Origin of the sequence: Streptosporangium becharense (assembly GCF_014204985.1) — a bacterium.
Lineage (GTDB): Bacteria > Actinomycetota > Actinomycetes > Streptosporangiales > Streptosporangiaceae > Streptosporangium > Streptosporangium becharense.
This window is the reverse complement of sequence record NZ_JACHMP010000001.1, coordinates 3,746,935-3,771,349: the sequence shown is the minus strand read 5'-3', so window position 1 is coordinate 3,771,349 and position 24,415 is coordinate 3,746,935. Positions and strand designations below refer to the sequence as shown.

The window sequence follows — 24,415 nt, the reverse complement described above, 5'->3', positions numbered from 1 at the left end:
ATGCTGACGACGATCTCCGCCGCGCAGCTGCCGATCTTGGTTCTGCTGCTGCTGGCCGGCACGGCCGCCAAAGTGTGGACGGCCACGCATGAAACCGAACCGGGCGCGTTGAGCAGGCTCGGACCGGCGGCGCTGGTGCCCGAGCGCTGGAGTTCGCCCACGATGCTGGCCTGCGCGCTCGGCGAGTTGTTCCTGGCGGGCGGCCTGCTCGTGACCGATCATCCGTTCTTCCGGTGGAGCACGACCGCGTTCTTCGCGGTGTCCACCTATGTCCTGTGGGAGTTGCGGCGGCGGCGCCCGGACGTGGGCTGCGGCTGCTTCGGCGAGGTCAGCGCCGTCCCCGTGGGGTGGCGGTCGCTGGGGCGGGCCGCGGTGTTGACCGGCATGTCGGCGGGACTGCTGGCCTGGACTCCGCAGGTGCCCGGCTGGGAGACGCTGACCGGCCTGGGGTGGGAGCACGGGCCGGCGGCGCTGGCCGGGCTGGTCGTGCTTGTCGTGCTCTCGCCCGAGGTGGACGAGAGCGTCGCCCGGCTCCGCCACCGCACCCCCTGCGAACAGCGGCGCCTGGACCCGGCCACCGCCCTCGGCCGCCTGCGGGCGAGCGCGGTCTGGCGCGCGCACACCGAGCTGCTGTCGGACACCGAGCCGGTCGACAGCTGGCGGGAGCTGTGCTGGCGGTTCTTCGTCTACCCGGGGCACAGCCCGGCGGGCGAGCCGGTGGACGTGGTCTTCGCGATCTATCTCAGTGGGCGGCACCCGGCGGTGCGGGTCGCGTTGGTCGGCTCCGACGGACAGCCGGTGACCACCGAGTCTCTGCCGGAATCTATGCCTATATCGGCTGGACGCTAGAGGAGCCTAGGTTTCCCCAGCACGACGATCGGGCTCTATACGGCTCTCTAGCTTCCCCACTAGAGAGCCGTATAGAAGACTACGGCCCGGGAGACAGTATATCGAACATGTGTTCAGATCGGCTGGGAACGCAGGAATCTTCCGAAGTGCGGCACGGTGAACGCGATCAACCCGCGTTCCGCGCTGTAGATCAGCCCTTTCTTGATGAGGCTGTCACGAGCCGGAGAAAGGCTGGACGGCTTGCGGCCGAGCCCCTCGGCGACCTCGGCCGTCGCCACGGGCTCGTCACCGATGGCGGCCATGGCATGCATGTAGTCGCGTTCGGCGGGGGTGGCCCGCTCGTAACGGCTGCCGAAGAAACCGACCGCGAGCTCCTCCTCCGCCTCGGGGGCGGAGACCCTGATGTCGTCGGCGGTGATCGGGCTGCGCAGCGCCAGGTCCCAGGCGACCTTGCCGTACGCCTGGACGAAGTAGGGATAGCCGTCGGCCGCCTCATAGAGCGCGTCGAGGGCTTCCTGAGTGAACTCCACCCCCTCGCTCTGCGCCGGGGCGATGAGTGCCAGATCGGCCGCCTCCCGATCGAGCCGGTCGATCCTGGCGTACCGGAACAGCCGCTCGGAGTAGCTCTTGCTGGCCGACAGCACACTGGGCAGATGCGGCAACCCCGCGCCGACCACGATCAGCGGGCCGCCGCTCTGGGAGAGCTCGTGGCAGGCCGCGCAGAGAGCCGAGATGTCGGCGGCCGGCACGTCCTGCATCTCGTCGATGAACAGGGCGATCCCGACTCCCAGATCGGTGGCGACGGCGGCGGCGTCGACGAACAGCTCGGTGAGGTCGATCTCCAGATCCCCGGAGTCGGCGCGGCCCCGCCCCGCGGGCACGTCGATCGCGGGTGACCAGTGTGAGGTGCCCTTGGCCGCCGACGGGTCGCGCATCGCGAAGGCCTTGAGCACGCCGAGGAACTCCTCGATGCGCTCGGGTGCGCGGTGTCGTGGCGCCAGCTCACGGACGGCCATGTGAAGCGCGGCGGCCACCGGGCGCCGGATCGACTGGTCGGGCCGGGCCTCGATCTTCCCGGTACCCCACAGCCGTTGCATGGCCATCGACTTGAAGGTGTTGAGCAGGACGGTCTTGCCGACGCCGCGCAGCCCGGTCACCACCATGCTGCGCTCGGGGCGCCCGCGGGCCACCCGCTCCAGGACGATCTCGAACTGCTGTAGCTCCCGGTCGCGCCCGGCGAGCTCCGGAGGTCGCTGCCCGGCACCGGGGGCATAGGGATTCCGCACGGGGTCCACGCTCTCGGACTTTATGACGGGATATAGCGGCCGACGTAGATTTCCGTAGAGAGCGCTACGGCGTGTCGCACCGTCTTCGAACGACACCCGGGGCAGCGGGGCACCGGTCGCCGGCGGCGTCGCGACAGTCACCATGACACACCCCTTCGCCTGGGAGAACGCGCCGCCCGAACCCGTGTTCGATCCGACGCCCACGACTGTAGCGCGGTTTCGAACACAGGCACGATACTTTCGATGAAAAGCTCCACCAAAGAACGAGAACCCGTACGCCGAGCGGGCCTCCGATCAATACAATTGATACTTGTCGCTTTTGTCCGACTTGAGAGATCTTTCGGAAGACAGGCGGGGGGCATCAGGTGGGAAGCTCCGGATCGGTGACACACAGGCGTGCGGCACTCGTGATCGTCACCGGCTGCCTGTCGGCGACCGCCTGCGGCGCGACATCCTCACAGCCCGCCACGCCGCCCCCCGCGGCACCGGCCTCGGGGACAGCCTCGGCGACGGCGGCCGTGCCGTCCCCGGCGCCCACGGCCGGTACGGCCATCCCGGAAGGCACTCCGGGACCGGCCACCCCGGGACCGGCCACCCCGGAAGGCACTCCGGGAGCGGACACCGTGACGCCGACCCCCACCGGCCCCCCGAAGTTCTCCGCCACGATCTCCAAGGTCTCCCGCGACCGGCTGAAATACTCCTGGCGACCCGGTTGCCCGGTCCCGGTCGGGGATCTGCGGCTGATCACGATGACGTACTGGGGCTTCGACGACAGGCCGCACACCGGCGAGCTCGTCGTGCACAAGGCCGCGGCCCAGGACATCGTCTCGATCTTCGGGCGCCTGTACGACTGGCGCTGGCCGATCTACAAGATGGAGCTCGTCGACGTCTACAAGGGCAGCGACTTCGCCTCCATCGACGCCGACAACACCTCGGCCTTCAACTGCCGCCCGGCGACGGGGTCGAGCAGCTGGTCCCGGCACGCGTACGGCCGGGCCGTCGACATCAACCCCCGCGAGAACCCGTACGTGTCCGGTGACGGCTCGGTGGCGCACAAGAACGCCCGGAAGTTCGCCGAACGCCCGGTCAAAGGCCCCGGCGTGATCAACCCCGGCGACCGGGTGGTCAGGGCCTTCGAGCGAGCCGGCTGGGAGTGGGGCGGCTACTGGTCGGGGATCAAGGACTACCAGCACTTCTCACAGACCGGCGGCTGAGGCCGGGGAGAACCTTCCCCCCTGACCGACTGCTCCCACCCGGCCTCGCCCTCGCCGGGACCCTGCCCGGCCCCGGCCGGTGGATGGTCGGGTTCAGCCGGGTACCGCCGAGGCGTTGGACTGGAGCAGGTTCCAGCGGTTGCCGTACAGGTCCTGGAAGGCCGCGACCGTGCCGTAGAACTCCTGCCGTGGGAGCTCCTCGAAGGCGACGCCCGCCGCCTTCATCCGTCCGTAGTCGCGGACGAAGTCGTCGGTGTGCAGGAACAGGCCGACCCTGCCGCCTACCTGGTCGCCGACGCGGGCCTCCTGGACGGGGGTGACGGCGCGTGCGAGCAGGACCGCCGTCTCCCTCGCTCCCCGCGGACGCACGGTCACCCAGCGACTGCCGTCGTCCTGGAGTCTGTCCTCCAGGAGTTCGAGACCGAGGGAACCGACGTAGAAGGCGATGGCCTCGTCGTAGTCCCGTACGACGAGGGAGACCAGCCCAAGGTACGACACGGGATCGTCGGCTCCGGGCGGCGCGGGCTCTCCGAGGGGCGGTGCGGACCCGGATCGGGCCCTGGCCCGGGCGGCCTCCTGAAGTCCGGTGATCGTCATGACGACCCGCGCCGCGAGCAGGGCCGCGGCGAACGCCAGCACGATGTCGGCGACCAGGAGGGCGGTTTTCAGGGCCTTCGCGTCGGTGTCCGCCACAGCCGTGGACGTGATCTCCGCACCCCACCACGCAAGCCAGGTCAGCCACCACGCCCGGACCTGACCGGAGGGGCGGATCCTGAGGAGATCACTGCCCGGCGGCAGGCCACCGGGCCTCGAAGTGGCCCGGATGTCGTCGACGATCCCCTTGGGGACGAACAGGTTGACCAGGGGGATGGACCAGCCGAGCACCATGAACGCGGCGGGGTAGGTGTGCGACACCCCCGGGGAGATCGCATACGCGTTGGCGCGGGCACGGAACAGCCAGCACAGGAAGGCGACCCCCGCCAGGAAGAGGACCAGGGAGTAGAGGAGCGTGTACAGGATGGACCACCGGTGGACCGCCTGCCACGACCAGTCGCTCTCCCGCAGGAAGTCGATCACCGGCTCCTCCTCGAGAAGGAGAAGCAGCGCCGAGATGCTGGACGACCCTATGGAAACCAGAACGGCCAGAATGACGAAGACCATCGCGAACGGGCGAATCGGCCGTAGAGAGCGGACGGGGGTGCGGGAGGTGCTCGACGCCATGGAAACCCTTCGGCGGGGGCTATAAACCCAGCCAGTATGTCGTATTTACATATAAGGCGTGAGTATTTCCTCATATCATACAGGCGTTCTCGATCACCCCGACGCCGGTCCGAACCCCGCGCTCTCTGCCTTCCGGGCCGCCGCTCTCGCCGTCCTCTGTTTCCCGTGAAACCTTTGCCCGGAGGCCATGGGATAGGAATAATGCATCCGTTTTCCATGACGTTCCTCCGATTTTTACGAATAATCGGACTGTGAGTGGATCGGCACCGCGGCGAAACCGCATCCACCGGCCCGTGGACCGCGCGGCGCTCCCCGGGACCGGTCGGTCCGAATGGGCCGGTCGGGGCATCATTGGCTCATGGCGGCCATGGACGGTGACGGCTGGGTCCGGTGTGACCGCGGGCACCGGCATCGGGGTGTGCACGGGGCCTCGGGGGTGCTGGCCGTTCACCACGACGACACCGGCGAGGCGCACGTCCTGATGCGGGAGCACTCCCCGCGGAGCCGCCACGGCGGCGGCTGGGCTCCACCGGGCGGCTGCCGCGACGGTCACGAAGACGTCGTGGCGAGCGCCATGTGCGAGGTCCGCAGGGTCACGTTCGACGGGAGCGGCCTGCGGGTTCGGGACGGGCTCCGGGTTCGGGACGGGCTCCGGGTTCGGGACGGGCTGCGGACTGGGGACGGCCTACGGGTTCAGGGCAGCCTACGGGTTCAGGGCGTCCACCTCGACGACCACGGTGGCTGGTCGTTCGGAACCGCGATCGCCGAAACCATGATCGCCGAAACCGCGGTCACCGCAGGCGCGGAACCGCCGGAGGTGGTCCCGGCCGGCGGCGGGCTGCGCTGGCTGCCCGCCGAGGAGGTCACCGCCATGGGGCTCCATCCGGATTTCGCCGGGGCCTGGCCCGCGGTCCGTCTCGCCCTCCGCCCGTGCTCGGTCGTCCTCGACGCCGCCAACATCGTGGGGGCTCGTGCCGAGCGCGGCTGGTGGGCGGACCGCGCCGCCGCCGCGGCGAAGCTGGTCGCCCAGCTCGGCGCCCGTGCCACGCTGGGCTTCACCGCCCCGGCGGAGCACGTGCCGCCCCTGGTGCGCTGGTTCCCCCGGATCATCGCGGTCGTCGAAGGCGCCGCTCGCGGCACCGCCCCCGTCACCGGGGTCGCCGTCGTCTCCGCCCCCGGCAGCGGGGACGACGCGATCGTGCGGGTCGTGCGGGAGGCACGCCCCTGGGAGCGTGTCCTGGTCGTCACCGCGGACAGGGAACTGCGCGAACGGGTCACGGAGCTGGGTGCCGCGGTGGCCGGGCCGCGGTGGTTGCTCTCGCAGCTCTGACTGTTCCGCGGGAGTACCTCCGGAATCTGGCACGATGGAGCGCATGCCCGAGCTTCGGACTGATCGACAGAGTGCCTGGGCCGGCGAGGAGAGCCCCCTTCCCCCGGATTCCTGGGGGCGTGCCGACTCGCCGAGGCGTGTCGTCCCGTGGGGGTTCGCGCTCGTCGTCGTCCTGCTGGTGGTGGGCAGGTTCACGCTCACGCCGTATCTGACGGCCCCCGCGCTCCAGACCTGGGCCACCATCTTCGTGGCGATCTGCGTGCAGGCTCTCCCGTTCCTCGTCTTCGGCGTGGCCCTGTCCGCGGCGATCACCGCGTTCGTCCCGCCGTCGTTCTGGACCAAGGCGCTTCCCCGGAGCCCGGCCGCGGCCGTTCCGGTCGCCGGGGTGGCGGGTGCCGTGCTGCCCGGCTGCGAGTGCGCGTCCGTACCGGTCGCCTCGGGGCTGATGTCCAGGGGCGTGACCCCGGCGGCCGCGCTGGCGTTCCTCCTCGCGTCGCCCGCGATCAATCCGATCGTGCTGGTCGCGACCGCCGTCGCCTTCCCGGGGCAGCCGATGATGGTGCTGGCCAGGTTCGGCGCGTCGCTGGTGGTGGCGGTGCTGGTCGGCTGGCTCTGGCTGCGGTTCGGCCGGAGCGAGTGGCTGCGTGTCCCCGCCCGGCCGTCGGGCGACGGGCCGAAGTGGGCACGGTTCGGCGAGGCCATGCGACACGACCTGCTGCACGCGGGCGGGTTCCTCATCGTCGGGGGCCTGGCCGCCGCCACGCTCAACGTCACCGTGCCCCGCGAGTGGCTGACCGCGGTTGCCGAGGTGCCCTGGCTCGCCATCCTGGTCATGGCGTTGCTGGCGGTGCTGCTGTCGATCTGCTCGGAGGCCGACGCGTTCGTCGCGGCCTCGATGACCGCGTTCTCACCGACCGCGAAACTGGCCTTCCTGGTCGTCGGGCCCATGGTCGACCTGAAGCTGATCGCGTTGCAGATCGGCACGTTCGGCAGGGCCTTCGCGCTCCGGTTCGTCCCGTTGACCTTCGTGCTCGCCGTGCTGGTGAGCACCCTCGTCGGATGGCTGCTGCTGTGAACCGTGTGACCCAGAACCTGGTCCTGACCCTGCTGGGCTGCGCCGTGCTGCGGATCTCGGCGTTCTCCACGACCTACCTCAACTACGTCAAACCGGGGTTCCGGCCGTTCCTGATCGGTGCCGGGGCGGTTCTGGTGATCCTGGGCGTCGCCGGGCTGTTCCAGGCCACCCGCGTGCGGGAGGCCTCCGGCGGGGACGGGGAGCGGGCCCGTTCCGGCGCGTCCGGGGAGCGCACCGGAGACGAGGCGGCGACGGAGTCAGACGATCCGTCGGAGGGCCCGTCGGGGGATCCGGCAGGGGATCCGTCCGGTGGGCTGTCGGGGGATCCGTCCGGCGGGTCGCCGGGGCGGCACGGTCATGACGCGCCGGGAGACCGTGCCGCCCACGGCCCTCATGACTCCCCCATCTCCCACGAACCTCAGGACCACCACGGCCACCACGGCCACTCGCACGGTGGCCCGCGAGTGGCGTGGCTGATGTGCCTTCCGGTGTTCGCGATCTTCCTGATCGCGCCGCCCGCCCTGGGTTCGTTCGCCGCCGCGCGCGAGGACATCCCGCCGCCCCGCGAGCAGAGCCTCAGCGCGTTCACCCCGCTGGGTGGCAACGGCACACTGGACATGACGATCGGCGAGTTCATCGGCCGGGCCTGGGACGACGAGAAGAAGTCCCTCACCGGCCGCGAGGTGAGGCTGACCGGTTTCGTCGTCCCGGCCAAGAAGGGGCAGTGGTACGTCACCCGCATGCAGATCGCCTGCTGCGCCGCCGACGCGTTCCCGCTGAAGGTGGCGGTGAAGGACCTGCCTGCCCCGCCTGCCGACACCTGGGTCGAGGTGACGGGCACCTGGATCCCGCAGGACTTCGGCAAGATGCCCAACGGAGTCGTCTACCCGCAGCTGGCCGGCAAGAGCCTCATGAAGATCGAAGCCCCCGACGAGCCCTACGAGTAGACCGGCGGGCCCCTCCGGATGGATGGACGAGCCCTACGAGTAGACCGGCGGAACGGAACGGGTGCGGGCCGAGCGGGCGGTGGACGCGGGCTCTGGAGGTCAGGCACGGGACGGCACCGGCTCCAGGACCACCTTCCGCTTCAGATCGCGGGTGGCGCGGTGGAACAACCAGTAGCTGACCACCGCGACGACGAGGAAGAGCAACCGGGCGGCTCCGGGGATGTCGAGGACGAGCAGGCCGTCGTTGAGCGAGTGGAGTACGGCCGCCGTGACGACGGCGGCGACCACGGGGAGCGTCACGGTCACCCGTCCGCGGGCCTGCCAGGCGCCGAAGGCCACCGCGCAGACCAGGCCGGTCCAGATCAGGTGCCCGAAGGGGGTGGTGAGGCCGCGCAGGAAGAGGACCGTTCCCGCCTCGACGACACCGGCGTCCGCGTGGATGCTCTTCCAGGCGTACGACATCGACTCCATGATGGCGAAGCCCGTGGCGCAGGAGAGGCCGAGCGCGACCCCGGCGGCCTTGACGAGGTGGCGGCCGGTGAGCGCCACGGCGAGGGGCGGGACGAGCTTCGCCGGTTCCTCGATCCACCCCACTCGCAGGATCGAGGGGCTGTGCTTGTCGGGGATGAGGACGGAGTCGAGGTATCCGCCGATCAGGAGGGCGACGCCGCCACCGAACAGGAACATCCCGGCCAGGGTGATGGGCGGCACGCTGGCGCCGAGCGCGGTGCGGTCGTGGATGGCGAGCAGGAGGGCGACGGGCCCGGCGGCGGCCCCGTAGAAGAACGCCGCCGGCAGGACCGCCCGGTTGCCGACCGCCTCCATCATGGCGATGAGCGAGAAGGACAGTGCGATCATGGCGATCCACACTCTGAACCATCTGTGACGGTAAAACCGTAAATGCTCTCGCATGGGGAGTAGTTCCCCGGTGAGCATTACCCGAATTCGGAGGAAAAGTCCATTATTACCTAAAAGACCGATTCTGCCACGATGGCGCCACCGATCACCATGAACACCAGCGGAACCAGCCACCTGCCCGTCCGCTCGACCAGGGCGACGACCTTCCCGTGCGACCCCAGCCAGGAGGCCGCCGCGCACCAGACCGCGACGAGCACGGCGAACACGGTCACCGTGACGAGGCTGGGGGCCGGGCCGATCGTGCGGAACATCGGGGTGTAGACGGAGATGTTGTCGGCCCCGTTGGCGACGGTCACCCCGGCGACCGAGAACACGCCGGAGGCCACCGGCTCCGGCTCGTCACCACCGCTCCTCCCCGCCCTGACCAGCCCCCGCAGGCCCATGCCGAACGGCACCAGGCCGAGCAGCCCCACCCAGCGATCGGGGACCACGGCCAGCCCGAGGGCAGCCACCGCGGAGACGGCCACCAGGGCGGCGATGCCCGCGTACTGGCCCGCGACGATCTGCCGGGGACGGGGAAGGCCCCTCGCCCGCGACGTCAGGAACAACACCGTGAGGATGAGGATGTCGTCGATGTTGGTACCGGCGAAGACCGCGGCGGCGGTGGCGATCGTTCGTCCCACGGGCGCATTATGTCTTCTCCAGAATGCTCGTCCCGGGGCGGTTCGGGAAACGGCGACCGTGGTCAGCCTTGCGCAGCGAGAGTTATGATCACGTCCATCCGCTCTTGTCGGCCGTCCGGGGACCACACGTGGGCTATCCGCAGCAGCATGGCCCGCCGCCGCGGGGTGAGACGGGGCGAGGGCTGGCCGCCATAGTGATCATGGCTGTCGGCGTGGTCATCGGAGCCGTCGTCACCGTGCCCATGGTGCTCGACCCGCCCTCCTCACCGCCGAGCACCTCCTCCAGCACCGGCGTGGCGCACTCGGAGACCGAGGTGCGGCAGGCCGCGCAGCCGGCGCTCGACGCCTACGCCGAGGGGGCCTACGGCGACTTCTGGGACCTGTGGACCCCGGAGGCGCAGGAACTGATCTCCCGCGGGGAGTACATGAGGCTGTTCATCGTGTGCCCGCCGCCGGGAGCGGTCACCCCCTTCGCGATCACAGAGGTCACGGTGACCGGTGACGACGCGACGGTCCGGGCGACCAGGCTGGGCGACAGCACCGACTTCGCCTTCCGCTACGACGACGGCACGTGGCGGTACGTGCTCCCGGAGGACGAGGAGCTGGAGTACGAGACCAGGACGGTCGACGAGATAGCCGAACGGCGCCGGAGCGCCGGGTCCTGCGGCGTCGCCCCGCCCGCCTCCGGCGGCCCGGACCCGGCCCAGCCGGGTGCGGGAACCCAGGCGCCGGGAACCGGCACGCAGGCACCCGGCACGGCCACGCAGGCACCGGGGCCCGGCGTGGACACGGGAACCGGCATGCAGACACCGGGGACGGGAACACAGGGCCCGGGAACGGGCATGCAGACACCGGGAATGGGAACACAGGGCCCGGGGACCGGAACGCAGGGCCCGGGAACGGGCATCTTCGACGTGGGCCCCGATACGGGAGCCTTTACTGCGGACCTGAACACGGGAATCTCCGCGTCCTATAAAGATTCGCCCCAATGATCCGTTCTATTTCCGGAGATATGCCACTGTCGGACATTCAGAAGTGGTGCCAAAACCAGGAATTCGCGGCTACTGTCGGACGCATGGCCTCCTCCATGCCGGCCTGGCGAGACGGCACAGGGTCAGACAGACCATCGCCGGACGAACACGACACCGTCAGGCGGCAATCCGATTCGGTTCCACTCTGGCTGGCACACCTTCACCCCAGGGAAGGGCAGGAAGCGATCAACACGCCGGCCACTGAGACCTCTATCACCATAGAGCTGGACAAAGCGGATTATGAGGCGCTCGCCCGCAAGGCGCGGCTGACCGGGAACAAGATCTCCGATGTGATCCGCACGGCGGTCCAGCGGGAGATCGGCAACAAGCCTCATGTGATCACACTGATGCACCGATGGAACCTGCACCGGGAAGACCTCGACGTGGCGGCCGAATCCCTGGGGGTCGACCAGCTCTCCGAGGCGGAGTGGCGCCAGATCGGCATTCGCGGTTTCCGGAGGAGCTGATCATGATCCCCGGTCGGGTGCTCGACGTCAGCGCGCTGGTCGACATCGCGGTGGCCAAGACCGAATATTCCCGAAGCGTCGCCGCCATGTGCCTGTTCCGCGGCGGCGGGATATGCGTCCCCGCGACCAGCCTGGCCGCCGTGCTGTCCATCTCCCCGATGTCCACCCAGGTGGAGCTGTTCGAGCTCGTCACGACGCCCGGCGTGCGTATCGACGACTTCACCCACGGAAAGGTCGGGGACATCGCGGAGATCCTCGACGGTTCGCGCGACATCACCGCCGGGCACGTCGTCTGGTGTGCCCGCGCGACCAGGTGGCCCATCCTGACCGACCGTGGGGCGGAGCTGGCGCAGTACGACCAGCACATCGAGATCGACCCCCTGCCGTAGGGGCACATCTCCTCCCGCCCTCCCGCGCGGGAGGTGACCGCGAGCCACCGCAGGCCCTGCGGGAAATCCCACGGGGGATCCGCCGGGCCCACGGGGACCCGCCGGACCCACGGGGATCCGCCTCGGCCGCCACAGGCCCTGCGGGGAACCAGCCGCGACCACCCGCCCGTCCCGTAGGGGGCCCACCCGGACCGTCTCGGGGGCGTTCCACACCGTTTCGCCGTCTCGCGAGTGGATGTCGAACCGCTCCTCACGCCTGCCCCATCGCTTTTCCGGGCTCGGGGTTCCACACTGGAAAGGTGACGTTCGAAACGAGGCGCATCAAGCTCGACATCCCGGACGAACCAGAGTACGACCCGATACGTGAGATGCACGGTCACACGGTCACGGTGTTCGCGTCCACGGAGATCAACGGCGAGCGGTCACTGAAGATCGGCGGGCGTACGCTGTCGCTGCGGAAGACGGGCGTGGACGAGGACGTCGACGGCTCGATGGACGTCTACCGGGCCGAGTCGATCTCCGACCCCTCCTACTGACCACCGACCGGCCCCGGCACACCCTCACCCGACAGTCCTTCCCGGCTCCGCGGTGCCGGTCATGCCCGGTCATGCCCGGTCACCTTCGATCAAGGATGGCCACGTCCGGTCATGGTTGCTCACGGCTGGCGCGGCGCCGGATCCGGGTGACACCGTAAGCGAAAATCTACATTGGCTAATGTAGACATGCTGGAGTCTGGAAAATAGCATCTATGTCGTCGGACGAAGAGGAACTCTCGGACGACATACGACGAAGTGAGACGGCAAGACCGCCGGGCGCGGCAGGACCAGGCAGTGAGGGGTCCGGTGCCCGGCGGGCCGGGCGGCCCGCGTCGGGCCCCGGGCTGAGAGAACGAGAGAGAAAGGAGAGTTGGACGCCATTCGGCCCACTCGTGGCGGCCCTCAGTCGGCCGGGCGGGTGCCGAGTCCCACAGGATGGAAGGTGGTCCTCCGTCACTCACATACATCCTCGCACCGCCGCCGGTTCCCGGCCGTAGGTGCATGAAGACGAGCCGACCTGACAGTCGGCAGATGGTGTTGAACTCTTCGGGCCCCGGCGCACAGGCGCCGGGGCCCCTGGCATATACCGCTGCTACCGCGGAAGGCGCGATGGAACCAAGTGATTCGGCACTGTCCGAAAAACTCGACGACGATCACTACCCTGCCTACACGATGGGCCAGGCCACCGAGATGCTCGGTGTCACCGCCGCGTTCCTACGCGGCCTCGGCGCGGCCAACCTGATCGAGCCGCTCCGCTCGACCGGCGGTCACCGGCGCTACTCCCGGCACCAGCTGCGTCTGGCCGCCCGTGCCCGCCGTCTCGTCGACCAGGGCACCCCGATGGAGGCGGCCTGCCGGATCATCACCCTGGAGGACCAGCTGGACGAGGCTCTGCGTCTCAACGCCGAGTTTCGTCGCCGCGCCGAATCGTCCCGGGAAACACCGACGTCGTGACCCCCGCTCTCACTGACCCGTCCCGGGAAACACCGGCGCCGTAGCCCCGGCCTCACCGACCCGTCCCGGGAAACACCGACGTCGTGACCCCCGCTCTCACTGACCCGTCCCGGGAAACACCGGCGCCGTAGCCCCGGCCTCACGGGACCGGGCACAGGACGACCGGCAGCCGGCTGGTGCCCGGCCGGAGGCCGTGCACCTCCTGGTCCTTCAGGATGCGCATGTCGGGGAAGCGCCGGGTGAGCGTGCCGAAGACGATCCGGGCTTCCGCTCTGGCCAGCGCCGCCCCCAGGCAGTGCCTGTGGCCGAGCCCGAAAGCCATATGCGGGTTGTCGGGCCGTTCGGGGTCGAAGGTGTCAGGATCGGTGAAGTGGGCGGGATCCCGGTTGACCGCGCCGAGCGCGCAGTGCACCCCGGCGCCTTCCGGCAGCAGCACGCCACCGATCTCCACCTCCTCCTTGAGGTTCCGGGACGAGAGCGCGATGGGCGTGACGATCCTGAGCAGTTCCTCGACGGTGGCGTCGATCCGCGTCGGGTCGTCCACGAGCCGTTGCCAGTGGCTTCGATCGTGCAGCAACACCCCGAGACTCTTGGTCAGCAGGCGGGTGACGGGCCGGTTGCCGGCGACGAGAAGCAGCCTGACGGCCGACAGTACGTCCTCCTCCGACGTCTCCGGGCCCTCCGTCTGCGCCATCGCGCTGATGAGATCGTTCTTCGGCTCGGCCCGCCTCTGCGCGATCAGTGTCCTGAGGTAGTCGGCCAGGGCGAGTCCGGCGCTCTCCGTGACCGGTGTCGCCTCGCCGGCTTCGGCCACCCAGCCGTAGATGTAGTCGCGGATGTACCGACGTCCGTCCTGCGGGATCCCCAGCAACTCGCAGAGCACCGCCACCGGGAACGGGCGGGCGAAGGACGCGATGAAGTCCACGGCCTCGGAAGGCGGCATGGCGTCCAGCAACGCGTCCGCTTCCTTCTGGATCCGGTCGGTCAACGCCGCGACCCTCCGGGGGGTGAGCGGCCGTGAGATCATGCGGCGCAGCCTCGCGTGCTCCTCATTGGGCAGGAAGAACAGGTCCTCCTCGTCCGCGAGCTCCCCTGGTGCCCGCTTCCTGGAGTAGGGGGACTCGCCCCTCATCCGCGGATCTACCAGGGCCTTCCAGGACGTGTCATGGCTGGTCAGGAGCCAACCGGCCTCACGGCCTCCCAGGTTGACGCGATGCAGGTCACCCGCTTCGCGCATCCGCCGGAGCGTTTCGGGGTCTCTGAGCATCTCCACGTTGATCACCGGAAGGCCCTCCGGGCATGCTTCGGCTCCCAACAGGCCGACGAGGTCGGCACCGCCCGGCTGATCATTGATGGTCATATGGCTACGAGCCTTTCTCGTGTTCCCTCGGTCGAGCTTTCTGGGCGAACGGCTTTCCGGGTGGACGGCTTTCCGGGCGAACGGACGGACGCTTTCCGGGCGAACGGACGGGCGTGCCCGCCGCGTGCTCACCCCGGTGCCGGCCGGACGACCCTCCCGGAGTCGGCCGGGCGGCCTACCCGGCACCGGGTGGGCGGCCCTCCCGGTGCCGGGCCGGCCTCCCTCACCGGTGGTTGGCGGGGAGGAACTGGGTGGTGGCGAGCTCGGCGTAGAGCGGCTCCGCCTCTATCAGTTCGGCGTGGGTGCCGATGGCCAGGATGGTGCCGGCGTCCACGACGACGATCCGGTCGGCCTGCGTGACCGTGGACAACCGGTGCGCCACGACCAGCACCGTCGTCGTCCGGGCCACCTCGGTGACGGTCTTCCGCAACGCCGCCTCGTTGACCGCGTCGAGTTGCGAGGTGGCCTCGTCCAGCAGGAGGAGACGGGGGCGGCGCAGCAGCGCGCGGGCGATGGCCACCCGCTGGCGCTCGCCACCGGACAGCTTCGTGCCGCGGGAGCCGAGCAGGGAGTCAAGACCGTTGGGCAGCCGTTCCACGAGGTCGTCGAGGCGGGTGGTGCGCAGGACGCGCCGCATCTCGTCGTCGCTCGCGTCGGGAGCGCCGAGCAGAAGGTTCTCACGGAGGGAACCCGAAAGGACGGGGGCGTCCTGCTCGACGTACCCGATCATGGCGCGGAGCTCCGGGAGGTCCCAGGCACCGACGTCGCGGCCGTTGAGGAGGATGCTCCCCGAGGTCGGCTCGTAGAACCGCTCGATGAGCGAGAACAGGGTGGTCTTGCCCGCGCCGGAGGGCCCGACGAAGGCGGTCATGCCTCGCGCCGGGACGCTGAAGGTCACCCCGCGGTGGACGAGCGGCAGGTCGGGCGCGTAGCGGAAGTGCACATCCCGGAACTCCAGCGAAGCGGGTGCCGTCTCGGGGGCGGGGAGCGGGGCGGGCGGGTTCTCCGGCTCGGCCGGCAGGCGCTCCGCCTCCTGCAGCCGGGTGATCGCCGCGGCGCCGACCTGGTACTGGCCGAACGCCCGGATGAGCAGTTGGAGAGGCCCGATCAGGAAGTACACGTACATCAGGAACGCGATCAGCGTTCCCACGTCGATCGCCCCGGAGGTCACCCGGGCTCCGCCCACGGCGAGGACCGTGAAGAAGGCCAGCTGGATGGCCAGCTCCCCGGTGTTGCCGGCGAGCGCGAGCCACTTCGCGGCACGCACGCTCGACCGCCACGACTCCTCGGCGGCCCGGTGCACGGCCGCCCCCTCGCGTTGCTCGGCGCCGGACGCCTTCACGGTGCGCAGGGCGCCGAGCACACGCTCCAGGGCGGCGCCCATCAGCCCCACCGACTGCTGCACCTCCTGGCTGGCCCGCTGCACCTGCGGCATGATCAGACGCAGGACCGTGCCGGCGACGGCCAGCACGCCGAGCGTGACCACCAGCAGCACCGGGTCGAGCACGCCCATCATCGTCGCGGTCGCCACGAGCGCGACGCCCCCGGTGATCCCGCCGATCAGCGAGTCGGCGGCGACCTGGCGGATCAGGGTGGTGTCGGAGGTGACCCGGGACATCAGGTCGCCGGGTTCGGAGGAGTCGAAGGCCGATATCCGCAGCCGCATGAGATGTGAGATCAGGCGGCGGCGGGCGGTGAGCACGATCGACTCACCGGCGCGGCGCAGCACGTACTCCCCCAGTGGTCCGGCCGCCGCGGAGAGGACGACGAGCGCACCCATCAGCAGCAGCACGCCGGCCACCGGCCGGTCGGCACCGAGGTCATCGACCAGCCGCCTGACCACGAGCGGGAGCACCAGGCCGATCACACTGGCCAGCAGGCCCAGCACTCCGCCGAGGAGGAGCGGACGCCACGACTGGCGCATGTGACGCAGCAGCACTCGCCAGGCGGAGTCAGGAGGGGGAGGGGCCGGGGGCCGGTCACCGCCGGGAGCCACCTGCCCGGACTCGGGGACTCGAGGGCCGGCCGCCACGGCCGCCTCCGGGGCGTCACGCTGATCACGCTGCGTATCCACAGGGATTCCTCGCGGGATGTTCGGTAGGGACAGGTGTTTCCGGCAGCGGACCGCAGGTCGGACAATGGGTGAGAGGTGCCGGGGGCCGCTGTGACCGGCCCCCGGCACCGACTACTCAGCGGTCACTCAGCAGGTGCCCTTGTACGACGTGACGTGGCTGTAGCAGCCGGCCTGCTGCGCCTTGGGGGTGCTGAGGGCCTGGAGCTGGAGAACGTAAGCCATGGTGTTCACCTCCTTCCTTTCTCCTCGACCGCGGAAGACCGCAGATCGAGGACGGGGATGATCGACGCGTTCTGGTTGAACGCGACGCCCAGAGCGGCGAGGACTCCGGCCGAGCCCGTCGCCAGGTCCATGGAGAGCCGCAGGAGCTGGTTGCCGGGGAAGGCCAGATGGCCTTCGTGGGAGAGGGCGTGCCAGGCGAGCCGTCGTACGTGGTCGCGTACGACCGGCCGGTCCTCCGGCAGTCCCAGAAGATGAAGTGCGGCGATGGTGCCCGCGCGTCCCATGAACAGGAACGGGTGGCGGATGAACGGTGCCCGGCAGGCCAGGCGGGCACCGGCGACGAAGCCCTCGAAGTCCGGTTCCGCGCGCCGGGCGAGGTACTGGCTGAGGACCAGGGCCAGGCCGCTGCTGCCGGTGCCGAGGTAGGCGTGGTAGCGGTTGCCGTCCAGCAACTGGAACGTGCCGTCCGGCAGCATGTGCCCCCGGTCGATCTCACGGCGCAGCGCCTGCCCGGCCAGGTCGAGGTGGCGCGGGTCCCCCGTGAGGTCGTGCAGCCGGAGGAAGTAGTGCCCGACCCCGGTCAGCCCGCGCTGGAGACCGGTCCTCAACTGGGGGGTGAACATCGGCGACCCGTCGTCCCCGAGTTCCGCGGCCAGCCTCTCCCCGATGTCGAGTGCCTCGGTGCGCAGCTCCCCGTCCCCGGTGACTTCGGAGAAGTGCAGGAGACTGAGGCCCGCTCCGGCCAGCCCGCTGTGGATCCCGGGCGCCGTGAGGCCGTCGTGCAGCTTCCGGGCCCGGTCGAGCATGTCGAGGGCGTCGTCGCGGCGCCCGAGCGACTCCAGCACCGCCGCCACGCCGTGCAGCCCGTCCAGGAGGCCGGGTCGTGGGTCGGCGTCCCGGCGCGCGGCCGCGACGAGCCAGTCCACGTGGTCGGGCGACACTTCGGCGCCGGCCTGGTGCAGCGCCCAGAGCACGCCCGCGGCCCCGTAGGCGACGTTGAACCCGCCGGTCACGAACTGCTGCGGGTCACCGGGGAAGAGCCGGTCCTCGCGTTCGGGGGTCGCGCTCGCGGTGATGCCCGCCACGAGCGAGTCGCGGATGGCCGGCCAGTCCGGGTCGTCGACGTCGAACATCCGGGCCGGTCCGTCCTCACCGAGAGGGCCGTGGGCCGCCTCGAACCGCCGGACCATGCGTGCCCCGAACCCCGGCGGCACCGGGAAGTGCCCGGCGATGACGTCGGTGAGGCTGGAGAGCTTGACCGGGTCCCGGTCCTGCAGGGGACTGATCGGGAGGAACACCCACTGCCGCAGGCAGTTCATGGCGTAGTCGTCGGCGGCGCGGCCCGACAGTCCGGCCGGCGCGGCGAATCCCGGGGCGGCGAGACCCGGGGACCGAAGGTCGTCCAGGTCCGAGGCGACCTCGAAGTCGATCAGCGCGACACGCCCGTCCGGGCGGACGATGATGTTGCCGGGATGCAGGTCGGCGAGCCGCACGCCCTTCGCGTGCACGGACATCAGGGCGTGGTCCACCTTGGCCAGGACGTCGGTCGCCCACTCGACGTACGCGGCCGTCGACTCGGCGGACGAGCCGGGACCGACCAGCGGGTAGCGGGCGAACACCTCCTCCATCAGGGTCGCACCGTCGATGTACTCCTCGACCAGGAAGTGGTGCTCCCAGATCACCCGGTGGTCGAGCACCCGGGGGACGCAGTCGAGGCCGTCCAGCCGCTCCAGGACGTCGCGCTCGTGCGCCAGCCTGGCGACCGCGTCGACGCCGTCCCCGTCCAGTCCCGCGTGCGGGCGGGCCTCCAGCAGGACTACATACCCCCCGGCCGCGGCGTCCCGGGCGAGGTACACCCCGCCGCCGTTGGAGAAGTGCAACGGTCGCTCGATCTGGTACGGGAACTCCTCCCCGTCGCCGGAGTCGCGTTTCGCCAGCGACCCGCGCAGCACCTCCGGGACGCGGACCCACTCCGGCACGGTGAAGACCGGGGAGCGGTCGTCGGGCACCAGCCGCCCGTCGGGTGTCCGGACGGCGTAGACCGGGTCACCGTTGGGGTCCGCGTAGCGCATCGGGTGGAACGCGCCGTAGCGCACGTAGACCGGTGAGTCCTCATACCGCAGGTCGCTGAGGATGTACGGGCCGGTGAAGCCCCGCAGGGTCGCGGCGAGCGCCGGCAGCACCTCGCTCAGCTCGTCCTCGTCGGCCGGATACAGCGTGATCAGCTTGCCGCTGCTCCCCCGGTCGGCGTACTTGCTGTTGAGCAGCCGTGCCGCGGCCCTGCTCCGCAGGAACTTCATCGCGAGGTTCCGGCCGAGGCAGAAGTCCACCACGAGGTCGCAGACGGCTCCGGCGTCGGCGTCGGTCGCCGAGACATGGATCTTCCACCCCTGGTCGGGAAGGGTGACGCCGGGCGGCTGGAGCACGACCCACAGGCCCTCCTCGGCCGAGCGCCAGCCGTTCGGGAGGGGCCTGTCCGCGGCCGGGAAGCGGGTGTCGCGGTCCGCGATGTGCGAGACCGGTTCGAAGAACAACCGATCGGCCTGGCAGAAGACCAGTAGTTGCGGGACTGCGTCGTCCATGGGGGTGAGCTCCTGACGGGTGGGGGGCGGCGGTGGCTATTTCGGTTCGAGCACGACCGGCAGTTCGAGCAGGTAGCGCACGCGGCTCTGCCGGTAGTGCAGGCTCCGGGAGTCACCGGCGAAGTCCATGGCCGGGAAGCGCCGGACGAGCGTGCCGATGGCGATCTGCGCCTGGGCCCTCGCCAGCGCCGCCCCCAGGCAGTAGTGGTGGCCGTGCCCGAAGGCGAGGTGCGGGTTGGCCGCCCGCCCGACGTCGAGCACGTCGGGGTCGGTGAAGACAGCCGGATCCCGGTTGGCCGCCACGAGCGAGGCCGCGACGAGATCGCCCTCCGGAATCCGCGCGGCCCCGATCTCGATCGGGGCCGTCGCCTGACGGGCGAGACCCACCGGGAACGGGGTGACGAACCGGAGCAGTTCCTCGACCGCGCCGTCGAGCAGGCCGGGGTCGTCCACGAGACGCGTCCACTGGTCCCGGTCCCGCAGCAGGGCGGCGACGCCGCTCGCCAGCAGGGTCGTCGGCGCCCGGTGCCCACCCACCATCAGGAACCTGGCCGCCGCGACGAGGTCGTCCTCCGACAGCCGGTCGCCCTCCGCCTCGACGACCCAGCCGAGCAGGTCGTCCGAGGGGCGGCTCTTCCTCTCCTCGATCAACGCGCGCAGGTAGTCGTCGACGTCGTCGTGCGCGACGGGCGGCACCGCGCGCATCCTCTCCACGAGCCACTCGTGGATGTAGCCGCGGTCCCGCTCCGGCACACCGAACAGCTCGCACAGGACGACGGTCGGCAACGGGAGCGCGAACCTCCGCAGGAGGTCGACCGTCTCGCCGGGGGGAAGCCCGTCCAGCAGGTCGTCGACCACACGCTGCATGCGCGGACGCAGCGTCTCCACCCGCCTGGGGGTGAGGTACTGGCCGACGAGCCGGCGCAGCCGGGCGTGCTCCCGGCCCTCGATCGTGATCAGGTCCTGCTCGCCCCGGTGCGTGACGTCCGGAGACTGCAACCGGAACCCGGGGGTGATCGCCACGTCCGCGACCAGCCTGGAGTCGGCCAGCGTCGTGGTGGTCGCCCCGTGCCCGGTCAGAATCCAGGACGTCGCCACACCGGCCGCGTTGAGCCGGTGCGCCGGCCCCGCCTCACGCAGTTGCCCGATCACGTCGGGGTCGTTGAGGAGGACCGGGGTGAGTGCCGGCAGGCGTGCCGGGCACGTCCGCGGGGCGTCCACCGGCCGGTGCAACCCGTCCAGGAAGGACACGGCAGCCGACACCACGGCCCGTGGGTCGGCGGTGTTGAGGGCCAGCACCGGGCAGGACAGGTCCGACGCGCGGAGCCGGCCGACGCCCGGGGAATCCACGGCCGCCACCGGGGCCGGGGAACTCCCGTTCACCACCGCATCCCGGGAATCCACCGTCACCACCGCGGTCTCGTCCTGCGGCGAACCCGTGGTCGTCACCGCGGCCTCACCCCGCGGGGAAGTCACGGTCACCACCGCGACCACACGCTCCGGATGACGGTCCGCGATCTCCATCGCCGCCCGCCCCGCCTCGCCGTACCCGAGGAGCACGGCGCGAGCCGGGCTGTCCGGTGCGGCCAGCAGGTCCGTGACCCCCTCCACACACCCGGCGAGATCGCCGCCGGACAGGTCGGCCATGCGCACCTGCCAGCCCCGGTCCGTCAGTTCGCTCCTCAACAGGCCGCTCCCGGCCCCGGGGTTCAGGACCACAATGACTCGGCCCGCGGCGTCCCGCCCCGATCCGTCACCCCGCAGGGTGGTCACGTCCGTCGTTTCGGTCACATCGCTGACAGTCGCCATCATCTGGTTCCCTCCCGCGGTAGCGTGATCCGGAACGACTTCCTGGCCCTCGCACATTGGCGCTGAGCGCACTTGCATTTCTCTTGTGGATCACTTGTGAAGGCGACGACAGGGCCGGTGAGCTGCGATTTCTCGGGGCGTGAAACGCCGGGGAGCGCGGCCCCCTCCCACCGGCCCCCGCCCCGGTGAGGGCTCGCCCGGTCGCCGGGGACGGCGCGCACGGACTCGGATGACGGCCCGTGCGGCTCCAGATAACGGCCTAAAAGACTCCGGATAACGGGCCGCCCGGTTCCGGAGTCGCGCGGTCCGTACGACTCCGGGCGGCGGCGCATGAGAACTGTCGGACGGAAGGGTTACGTTCCGCCGCATGGGTCTTGCGATATCTGTGGGAATCGAGACGTTTGCGATCGACGAGGAGGGCTACGCGTACCGCCGCGCGGAGATGGACAGGCTGAGCGCGGTCCTGGCGAAGGAGGGTGTGACCTGGCGGCAGCCGGACGACCCGGTCTGGCGCGGGCCGGAGGGCACACCGCCGTTCATGCGCAGCCATGTGGGTTCGTTCCCGTACGGCTACCTGCGCTACCTGCACAGGGTCGTCGCCCTCGTGAGGAGCGGGGGGGCGGTGACGCCGGTCTCCAGCCAGGAAGAGCTCGCCCGGGACAACGACCTGGTCGTGGAGGAGGCCATCCTGCTCTCCTCCCACCTGCTCTGCCACTCCGACTACGACGGCTACTTCGTGCCGGTCGACTTCGACGACCCGATCTTCCTGTTCGACGAGGCGGGGGGCGGCGGGGCGAGGGGCGGTGGGGCCGAGGTCATCGGATCGAGCCATGGGCTTCTGGCGGAGCTGCGCAGGTGCGCTCCGGCGATCGGCATCCGGCTCGAGGAGGACGGGTCCCTGTCGGACGCCGAAGCCGCCCGGGTGTTCGAGCTGCCGCAGAGCGCGCCGTTCGAGATCGAGTCCGTGGTGTGGCTCACCCTGCACGAGGCGTGCCGGGCCAGCATCGCGACCGACTGCGCGATCATCTTCCACTAGGGACGGTTCCACGGCTACAGGCGGTTGACCCCCGGCCGCGACGCCGCGGCTCGCCGGCTCGCCTTCCGGAGCCGGCGAGCCGGATGGCGAATCCGTCATGGCCGTGCTCGTCGTGCTTTCAGGAGGGATGACCCTGCTCACGGCGCGGCGCCCCTGCCCGGCCGTGGCGTCCGGCGGGCCGGTCATACCGAAGGCAGGTGATTCACCTCCGTGGACGATCGCACGCGCCGTCGTCGTCCCGCCGGGGCCGGCCGACGGACGTCCATCCCCGCCGCCGGAACCGTTCGAATCCGTCCAGGAGAAGATCCGGCACGGTGATCAGACGACTGTGGCGCGGGTCACGTCGTACGGGTCCCAGTCGAGGTCCCGGAAGGCGTCGAGGCCGTTGTCCTGGATGAAGCGGCGTTCACTGGAGTGGATGGGGTAGCAGCCGATGATGGTGACGGGGAGGTCGTCGCCGACATCGATACCCAGGAAGTCCTCCTCGGCGAGTCCGGCAGGGGTGGAGAGCACGAAGGCGTCCATGTCGCTCTCCTTGGAGATGCGTTCCCCGAAGCCGATGGTGTCCCCGTAGGCGAAGTGGCAGTCGCCGCCGCGGAGTCGCTCGGCGAGGTAGGCGATCGCCCAGGCCCAGGCGTCATCGGTGGAGCGCACGCTGATGCACAGCTCCGGTGTGCTGCGGGTCCAGCAGGAATGGCCGGACAGCGACAGTCCGTAGGTCAGGCCGGTGACGAATCCGGGCTTCGGGAAATCGTGGTAGACGATCGCGGTGACATCGCGCATTCCCGGCTTGGTCGAACGGAAGGGGGTGAACTTCGGCTCCTGTCCGCCGGAGAGATCGTCCAGATGCGCCAGGTAGCGCTCAACGCGGGTCTGCATGTGCCGATTCTGCCGTGAGATCACCGTTCCGGACGATCATCCGTACTCTCCGAGGACACCTCCTGGCAGGGACCGGACGCGGGAGAACGCCCGATACGCAGGACCGGATGCGGGAGAACGCCCGGTACGAAGGATTGACGGGATCGGTTGCGGGAGCCGGGCCGGCCGGGGAAGCGCGTTCGGCTCACCTCCCGCAGAGCGCGCGGTCGACCAGCTCGCCGGCGGCCTTCTCCTGGGCCTGCGTGCGGGCGTCGCCGAACTGGGTGGACATCGCCAGCACGACGCTGCGCCGGCCGTCGGCGGTGACGCCGGTGCGGGTCCGGTACCCGAGGTCGTCACCGCCGTGACTCCAGTAGACGCCACCGCACGACAGCGGACGCGACATCACTCCCAGTCCGTAGCGCACGCCCGGCCAGGTCGCCTCGAACGCCGTGGCCGGGACGGTGGCGCGCATCTGCTTCAGCAGCGCGGGCGGCAGCAGCCTGCCGCCCGCCAGGGCACGCAGGAACCGGTTGACGTCGCCGGTGGTGGAGATGAGGCCGCCGGCCGCGTCGCCGTCGAAGTGCTTGGTGACGTCCACCGGTGTGTTCCGCACACCCACCAGGTAGCCCTTGGCGTGGGGTGAGGGGACGTCCACCGAGGCGCCCGACCAGCGGGTGTGCCGCAGCCCGAGAGGTCGGCTGATGCGGTCGCGGACCTCGACGTGCCAGGGGTTGCCGGTGGCCTTCTCGATGATCATGCTGATCAGCATGTAGCCGGTGTTGGAGTACATCCAGCCCTTGCCGGGAGCGAAGTCCGGCTTCTTCTTCATGGCCTCGGCCACGATCTGCTCGGGCGTGAAGGGGTCGTAGCGGTGCTTGAGGTATTGCTCCACCGAGGTGAAGGCCGGGTAGGCCTCCGGGACGCCGGCGGTGTGCTGGAGGAGCCGGCGGATCGTGATCACGCTGCCGTCGTTGCCGTTGCCCTCGACCACGCCGGGCAGCCAGCGTTCGACGGTGTCGTCCAGGGACAGCGTGCCCTCCTCGGCGAGTTGCAGGACCACGGTGGCCACGAAGAGTTTGGTCACGCTGGCGATCCGGGTGTGGCCGCCCGCGGGGACAGGCCGCTTGGTCCGCAGGTCGGCGACGCCGCCGGTGGCGACCAGGCGTCCGCCGTCGGCGGTGACCACCTGCGCGTCGACGCCGATGACCCCGATCTTACGGAGGGTGTCGACATCGCGCTGGAGCTGCACCCGGCCGTACCCGGCAGCGGTGGCGGCGCGCTCGGCCTCCGGACCGGAGGCGGACGCGGAGGCGGGTGATGACACGAGGGAGCCGGCCAGGACGACGGTCGCGGCGCAGGCTGCGGAGAACACCGCCAGGCGCCGCCCGCCCCCCTGCGGCGCCGACGCGCCGGAAGGCCGGGGAGCGGTGGGCCGAGGAGCGGTGGGCCGGGAAACGGGGTGGTTCATGGGATGGTCCTCCTCGTGGTCGGTGCCGGTGGTCTCGGCGGATGGTTCGACCCTAGGAAGGGAGATCGTCCGCCGGATCGGACATAAGCCCGGAGTCTCATCAGCTTGTGGGGGGAGTGAGCGGACATGGACGCAACTTTGGATGCGTTCCCCCGGCGAGACC

Annotated in this window: 22 protein-coding genes; 11 read left to right on the top strand and 11 right to left on the bottom strand. The window is 70.4% G+C overall.

Annotated elements, in window-relative coordinates:
* The gene (locus tag F4562_RS16395; protein ID WP_184547631.1) at positions 1–849 is read left to right on the top strand and encodes a MauE/DoxX family redox-associated membrane protein; all 849 of its coding nucleotides are present in this window, start codon (positions 1–3) and stop codon (positions 847–849) included.
* A gap of 113 nt (positions 850–962) precedes the next feature.
* On the opposite strand, the gene F4562_RS16390 is transcribed toward F4562_RS16395, so the two are convergent.
* Together F4562_RS16390 and F4562_RS35000 are read right to left on the bottom strand one after the other, a co-directional pair.
* Positions 963–2,144 carry an ATP-binding protein gene (locus F4562_RS16390; protein WP_184547633.1) on the bottom strand — a complete coding sequence of 394 codons (1,182 nt, stop codon included), beginning with the start codon at positions 2,142–2,144 and terminating at the stop codon, positions 963–965.
* Positions 2,145–2,496: 352 nt separating this feature from the next.
* A complete protein-coding gene (locus F4562_RS35000; RefSeq protein ID WP_246473451.1) occupies positions 2,497–2,688 on the bottom strand; it encodes a hypothetical protein in 192 nt (63 codons plus the stop codon).
* 70 nt (positions 2,689–2,758) lie between these two features.
* On the opposite strand from F4562_RS35000, the gene F4562_RS36360 reads away from it, so the two are divergent.
* Complete coding sequence (locus F4562_RS36360) at positions 2,759–3,349, top strand: M15 family metallopeptidase (protein WP_311734266.1); 591 nt, start codon at positions 2,759–2,761, stop codon at positions 3,347–3,349.
* A 93-nt stretch (positions 3,350–3,442) separates the two neighbouring features.
* Here the strand turns inward: F4562_RS36360 and F4562_RS16380 are convergent, their stop codons facing one another.
* Positions 3,443–4,426 carry a DUF4328 domain-containing protein gene (locus F4562_RS16380; protein ID WP_184547635.1) on the bottom strand — a complete coding sequence of 328 codons (984 nt, stop codon included), beginning with the start codon at positions 4,424–4,426 and terminating at the stop codon, positions 3,443–3,445.
* 502 nt (positions 4,427–4,928) lie between these two features.
* Between F4562_RS16380 and F4562_RS16375 the strand changes: the two genes are divergently transcribed.
* The 3 genes from F4562_RS16375 to F4562_RS16365 are packed head-to-tail and all read left to right on the top strand — an operon-like array spanning position 4,929 to position 7,922.
* Entirely contained in the window at positions 4,929–5,900 is a 972-nt protein-coding gene (locus F4562_RS16375) for an NUDIX hydrolase (protein WP_184547637.1), read from the top strand.
* A 43-nt stretch (positions 5,901–5,943) separates the two neighbouring features.
* Positions 5,944–6,975 carry a permease gene (locus F4562_RS16370; protein ID WP_184547639.1) on the top strand — a complete coding sequence of 344 codons (1,032 nt, stop codon included), beginning with the start codon at positions 5,944–5,946 and terminating at the stop codon, positions 6,973–6,975.
* On the top strand, positions 6,960–7,922 hold the full coding sequence (locus F4562_RS16365) for a TIGR03943 family putative permease subunit (protein ID WP_184547641.1): 963 nt from the start codon (positions 6,960–6,962) through the stop codon (positions 7,920–7,922). The genes F4562_RS16370 and F4562_RS16365 overlap by 16 nt, the downstream gene beginning before the upstream one ends.
* Before the next feature lie 99 nt (positions 7,923–8,021).
* Here the strand turns inward: F4562_RS16365 and F4562_RS16360 are convergent, their stop codons facing one another.
* Positions 8,022–8,780, bottom strand: coding sequence for a PrsW family glutamic-type intramembrane protease (locus F4562_RS16360; RefSeq protein ID WP_184547643.1), 759 nt, complete (start codon positions 8,778–8,780; stop codon positions 8,022–8,024).
* Positions 8,781–8,890: 110 nt separating this feature from the next.
* Positions 8,891–9,463: a cadmium resistance transporter gene (locus F4562_RS16355; protein WP_184547645.1), complete on the bottom strand. Its 573-nt coding sequence runs from the start codon at positions 9,461–9,463 to the stop codon at positions 8,891–8,893.
* A gap of 200 nt (positions 9,464–9,663) precedes the next feature.
* On the opposite strand from F4562_RS16355, the gene F4562_RS16350 reads away from it, so the two are divergent.
* From F4562_RS16350 to F4562_RS16330, 5 genes are all read left to right on the top strand, one after another.
* Complete coding sequence (locus F4562_RS16350) at positions 9,664–10,455, top strand: hypothetical protein (protein WP_184547647.1); 792 nt, start codon at positions 9,664–9,666, stop codon at positions 10,453–10,455.
* Positions 10,456–10,538: 83 nt separating this feature from the next.
* Entirely contained in the window at positions 10,539–10,961 is a 423-nt protein-coding gene (locus F4562_RS16345; RefSeq protein ID WP_184547649.1) for a ribbon-helix-helix protein, CopG family, read from the top strand.
* Between the two features lie 2 nt (positions 10,962–10,963).
* On the top strand, positions 10,964–11,350 hold the full coding sequence (locus F4562_RS16340; RefSeq protein ID WP_184547651.1) for a hypothetical protein: 387 nt from the start codon (positions 10,964–10,966) through the stop codon (positions 11,348–11,350).
* A gap of 299 nt (positions 11,351–11,649) precedes the next feature.
* Positions 11,650–11,886 (top strand): hypothetical protein, encoded by a 237-nt coding sequence (locus F4562_RS16335; protein WP_184547653.1) that lies wholly within the window; start codon positions 11,650–11,652, stop codon positions 11,884–11,886.
* A 609-nt stretch (positions 11,887–12,495) separates the two neighbouring features.
* Complete coding sequence (locus tag F4562_RS16330) at positions 12,496–12,840, top strand: MerR family transcriptional regulator (protein WP_184547655.1); 345 nt, start codon at positions 12,496–12,498, stop codon at positions 12,838–12,840.
* A 139-nt stretch (positions 12,841–12,979) separates the two neighbouring features.
* Here the strand turns inward: F4562_RS16330 and F4562_RS16325 are convergent, their stop codons facing one another.
* The 4 genes from F4562_RS16325 to F4562_RS36355 form a co-directional block, all read right to left on the bottom strand.
* Entirely contained in the window at positions 12,980–14,200 is a 1,221-nt protein-coding gene (locus tag F4562_RS16325; RefSeq protein WP_184547656.1) for a cytochrome P450, read from the bottom strand.
* Positions 14,201–14,423: 223 nt separating this feature from the next.
* Positions 14,424–16,274: an ABC transporter ATP-binding protein gene (locus F4562_RS16320; protein ID WP_311734267.1), complete on the bottom strand. Its 1,851-nt coding sequence runs from the start codon at positions 16,272–16,274 to the stop codon at positions 14,424–14,426.
* 227 nt (positions 16,275–16,501) lie between these two features.
* Complete coding sequence (gene lanKC, locus F4562_RS16315; protein WP_184547658.1) at positions 16,502–19,078, bottom strand: class III lanthionine synthetase LanKC; 2,577 nt, start codon at positions 19,076–19,078, stop codon at positions 16,502–16,504.
* Positions 19,079–19,114: 36 nt separating this feature from the next.
* Complete coding sequence (locus F4562_RS36355) at positions 19,115–20,869, bottom strand: cytochrome P450 family protein (RefSeq protein ID WP_184547661.1); 1,755 nt, start codon at positions 20,867–20,869, stop codon at positions 19,115–19,117.
* A gap of 385 nt (positions 20,870–21,254) precedes the next feature.
* On the opposite strand from F4562_RS36355, the gene F4562_RS16305 reads away from it, so the two are divergent.
* The gene (locus F4562_RS16305; protein ID WP_184547663.1) at positions 21,255–21,923 is read left to right on the top strand and encodes a putative DNA-mimic protein; all 669 of its coding nucleotides are present in this window, start codon (positions 21,255–21,257) and stop codon (positions 21,921–21,923) included.
* A 318-nt stretch (positions 21,924–22,241) separates the two neighbouring features.
* Here F4562_RS16305 and F4562_RS16300 read toward each other — a convergent pair whose 3' ends face one another.
* Both F4562_RS16300 and F4562_RS16295 read right to left on the bottom strand, forming a co-directional pair.
* Positions 22,242–22,802, bottom strand: a complete 561-nt coding sequence (locus tag F4562_RS16300) for a suppressor of fused domain protein (RefSeq protein WP_184547665.1) — start codon at positions 22,800–22,802, stop codon at positions 22,242–22,244.
* 184 nt (positions 22,803–22,986) lie between these two features.
* On the bottom strand, positions 22,987–24,252 hold the full coding sequence (locus tag F4562_RS16295) for a serine hydrolase domain-containing protein (RefSeq protein ID WP_184547667.1): 1,266 nt from the start codon (positions 24,250–24,252) through the stop codon (positions 22,987–22,989).
* Positions 24,253–24,415: the final 163 nt, after the last annotated feature.

Bases quoted from the DNA above. Each gene is read 5' to 3' on its own strand.
- F4562_RS16345 (WP_184547649.1), top strand. From the start codon at position 10,539: ATGGCCTCCTCCATGCCGGCCTGGCGAGACGGCACAGGGTCAGACAGA.
- F4562_RS16360 (WP_184547643.1), bottom strand. From the start codon at position 8,780: ATGATCGCACTGTCCTTCTCGCTCATCGCCATGATGGAGGCGGTCGGC.
- F4562_RS35000 (WP_246473451.1), bottom strand. From the start codon at position 2,688: ATGGCCGTACCGGCCGTGGGCGCCGGGGACGGCACGGCCGCCGTCGCC.
- F4562_RS16370 (WP_184547639.1), top strand. From the start codon at position 5,944: ATGCCCGAGCTTCGGACTGATCGACAGAGTGCCTGGGCCGGCGAGGAG.
- F4562_RS16300 (WP_184547665.1), bottom strand. From the start codon at position 22,802: ATGCAGACCCGCGTTGAGCGCTACCTGGCGCATCTGGACGATCTCTCC.
- F4562_RS16340 (WP_184547651.1), top strand. From the start codon at position 10,964: ATGATCCCCGGTCGGGTGCTCGACGTCAGCGCGCTGGTCGACATCGCG.
- F4562_RS16330 (WP_184547655.1), top strand. From the start codon at position 12,496: ATGGAACCAAGTGATTCGGCACTGTCCGAAAAACTCGACGACGATCAC.
- F4562_RS16375 (WP_184547637.1), top strand. From the start codon at position 4,929: ATGGCGGCCATGGACGGTGACGGCTGGGTCCGGTGTGACCGCGGGCAC.
- F4562_RS16395 (WP_184547631.1), top strand. From the start codon at position 1: ATGCTGACGACGATCTCCGCCGCGCAGCTGCCGATCTTGGTTCTGCTG.
- F4562_RS16305 (WP_184547663.1), top strand. From the start codon at position 21,255: ATGGGTCTTGCGATATCTGTGGGAATCGAGACGTTTGCGATCGACGAG.
- lanKC (WP_184547658.1), bottom strand. From the start codon at position 19,078: ATGGACGACGCAGTCCCGCAACTACTGGTCTTCTGCCAGGCCGATCGG.
- F4562_RS16365 (WP_184547641.1), top strand. From the start codon at position 6,960: ATGGCTGCTGCTGTGAACCGTGTGACCCAGAACCTGGTCCTGACCCTG.
- F4562_RS16295 (WP_184547667.1), bottom strand. From the start codon at position 24,252: ATGAACCACCCCGTTTCCCGGCCCACCGCTCCTCGGCCCACCGCTCCC.
- F4562_RS16325 (WP_184547656.1), bottom strand. From the start codon at position 14,200: ATGACCATCAATGATCAGCCGGGCGGTGCCGACCTCGTCGGCCTGTTG.
- F4562_RS16350 (WP_184547647.1), top strand. From the start codon at position 9,664: ATGGCTGTCGGCGTGGTCATCGGAGCCGTCGTCACCGTGCCCATGGTG.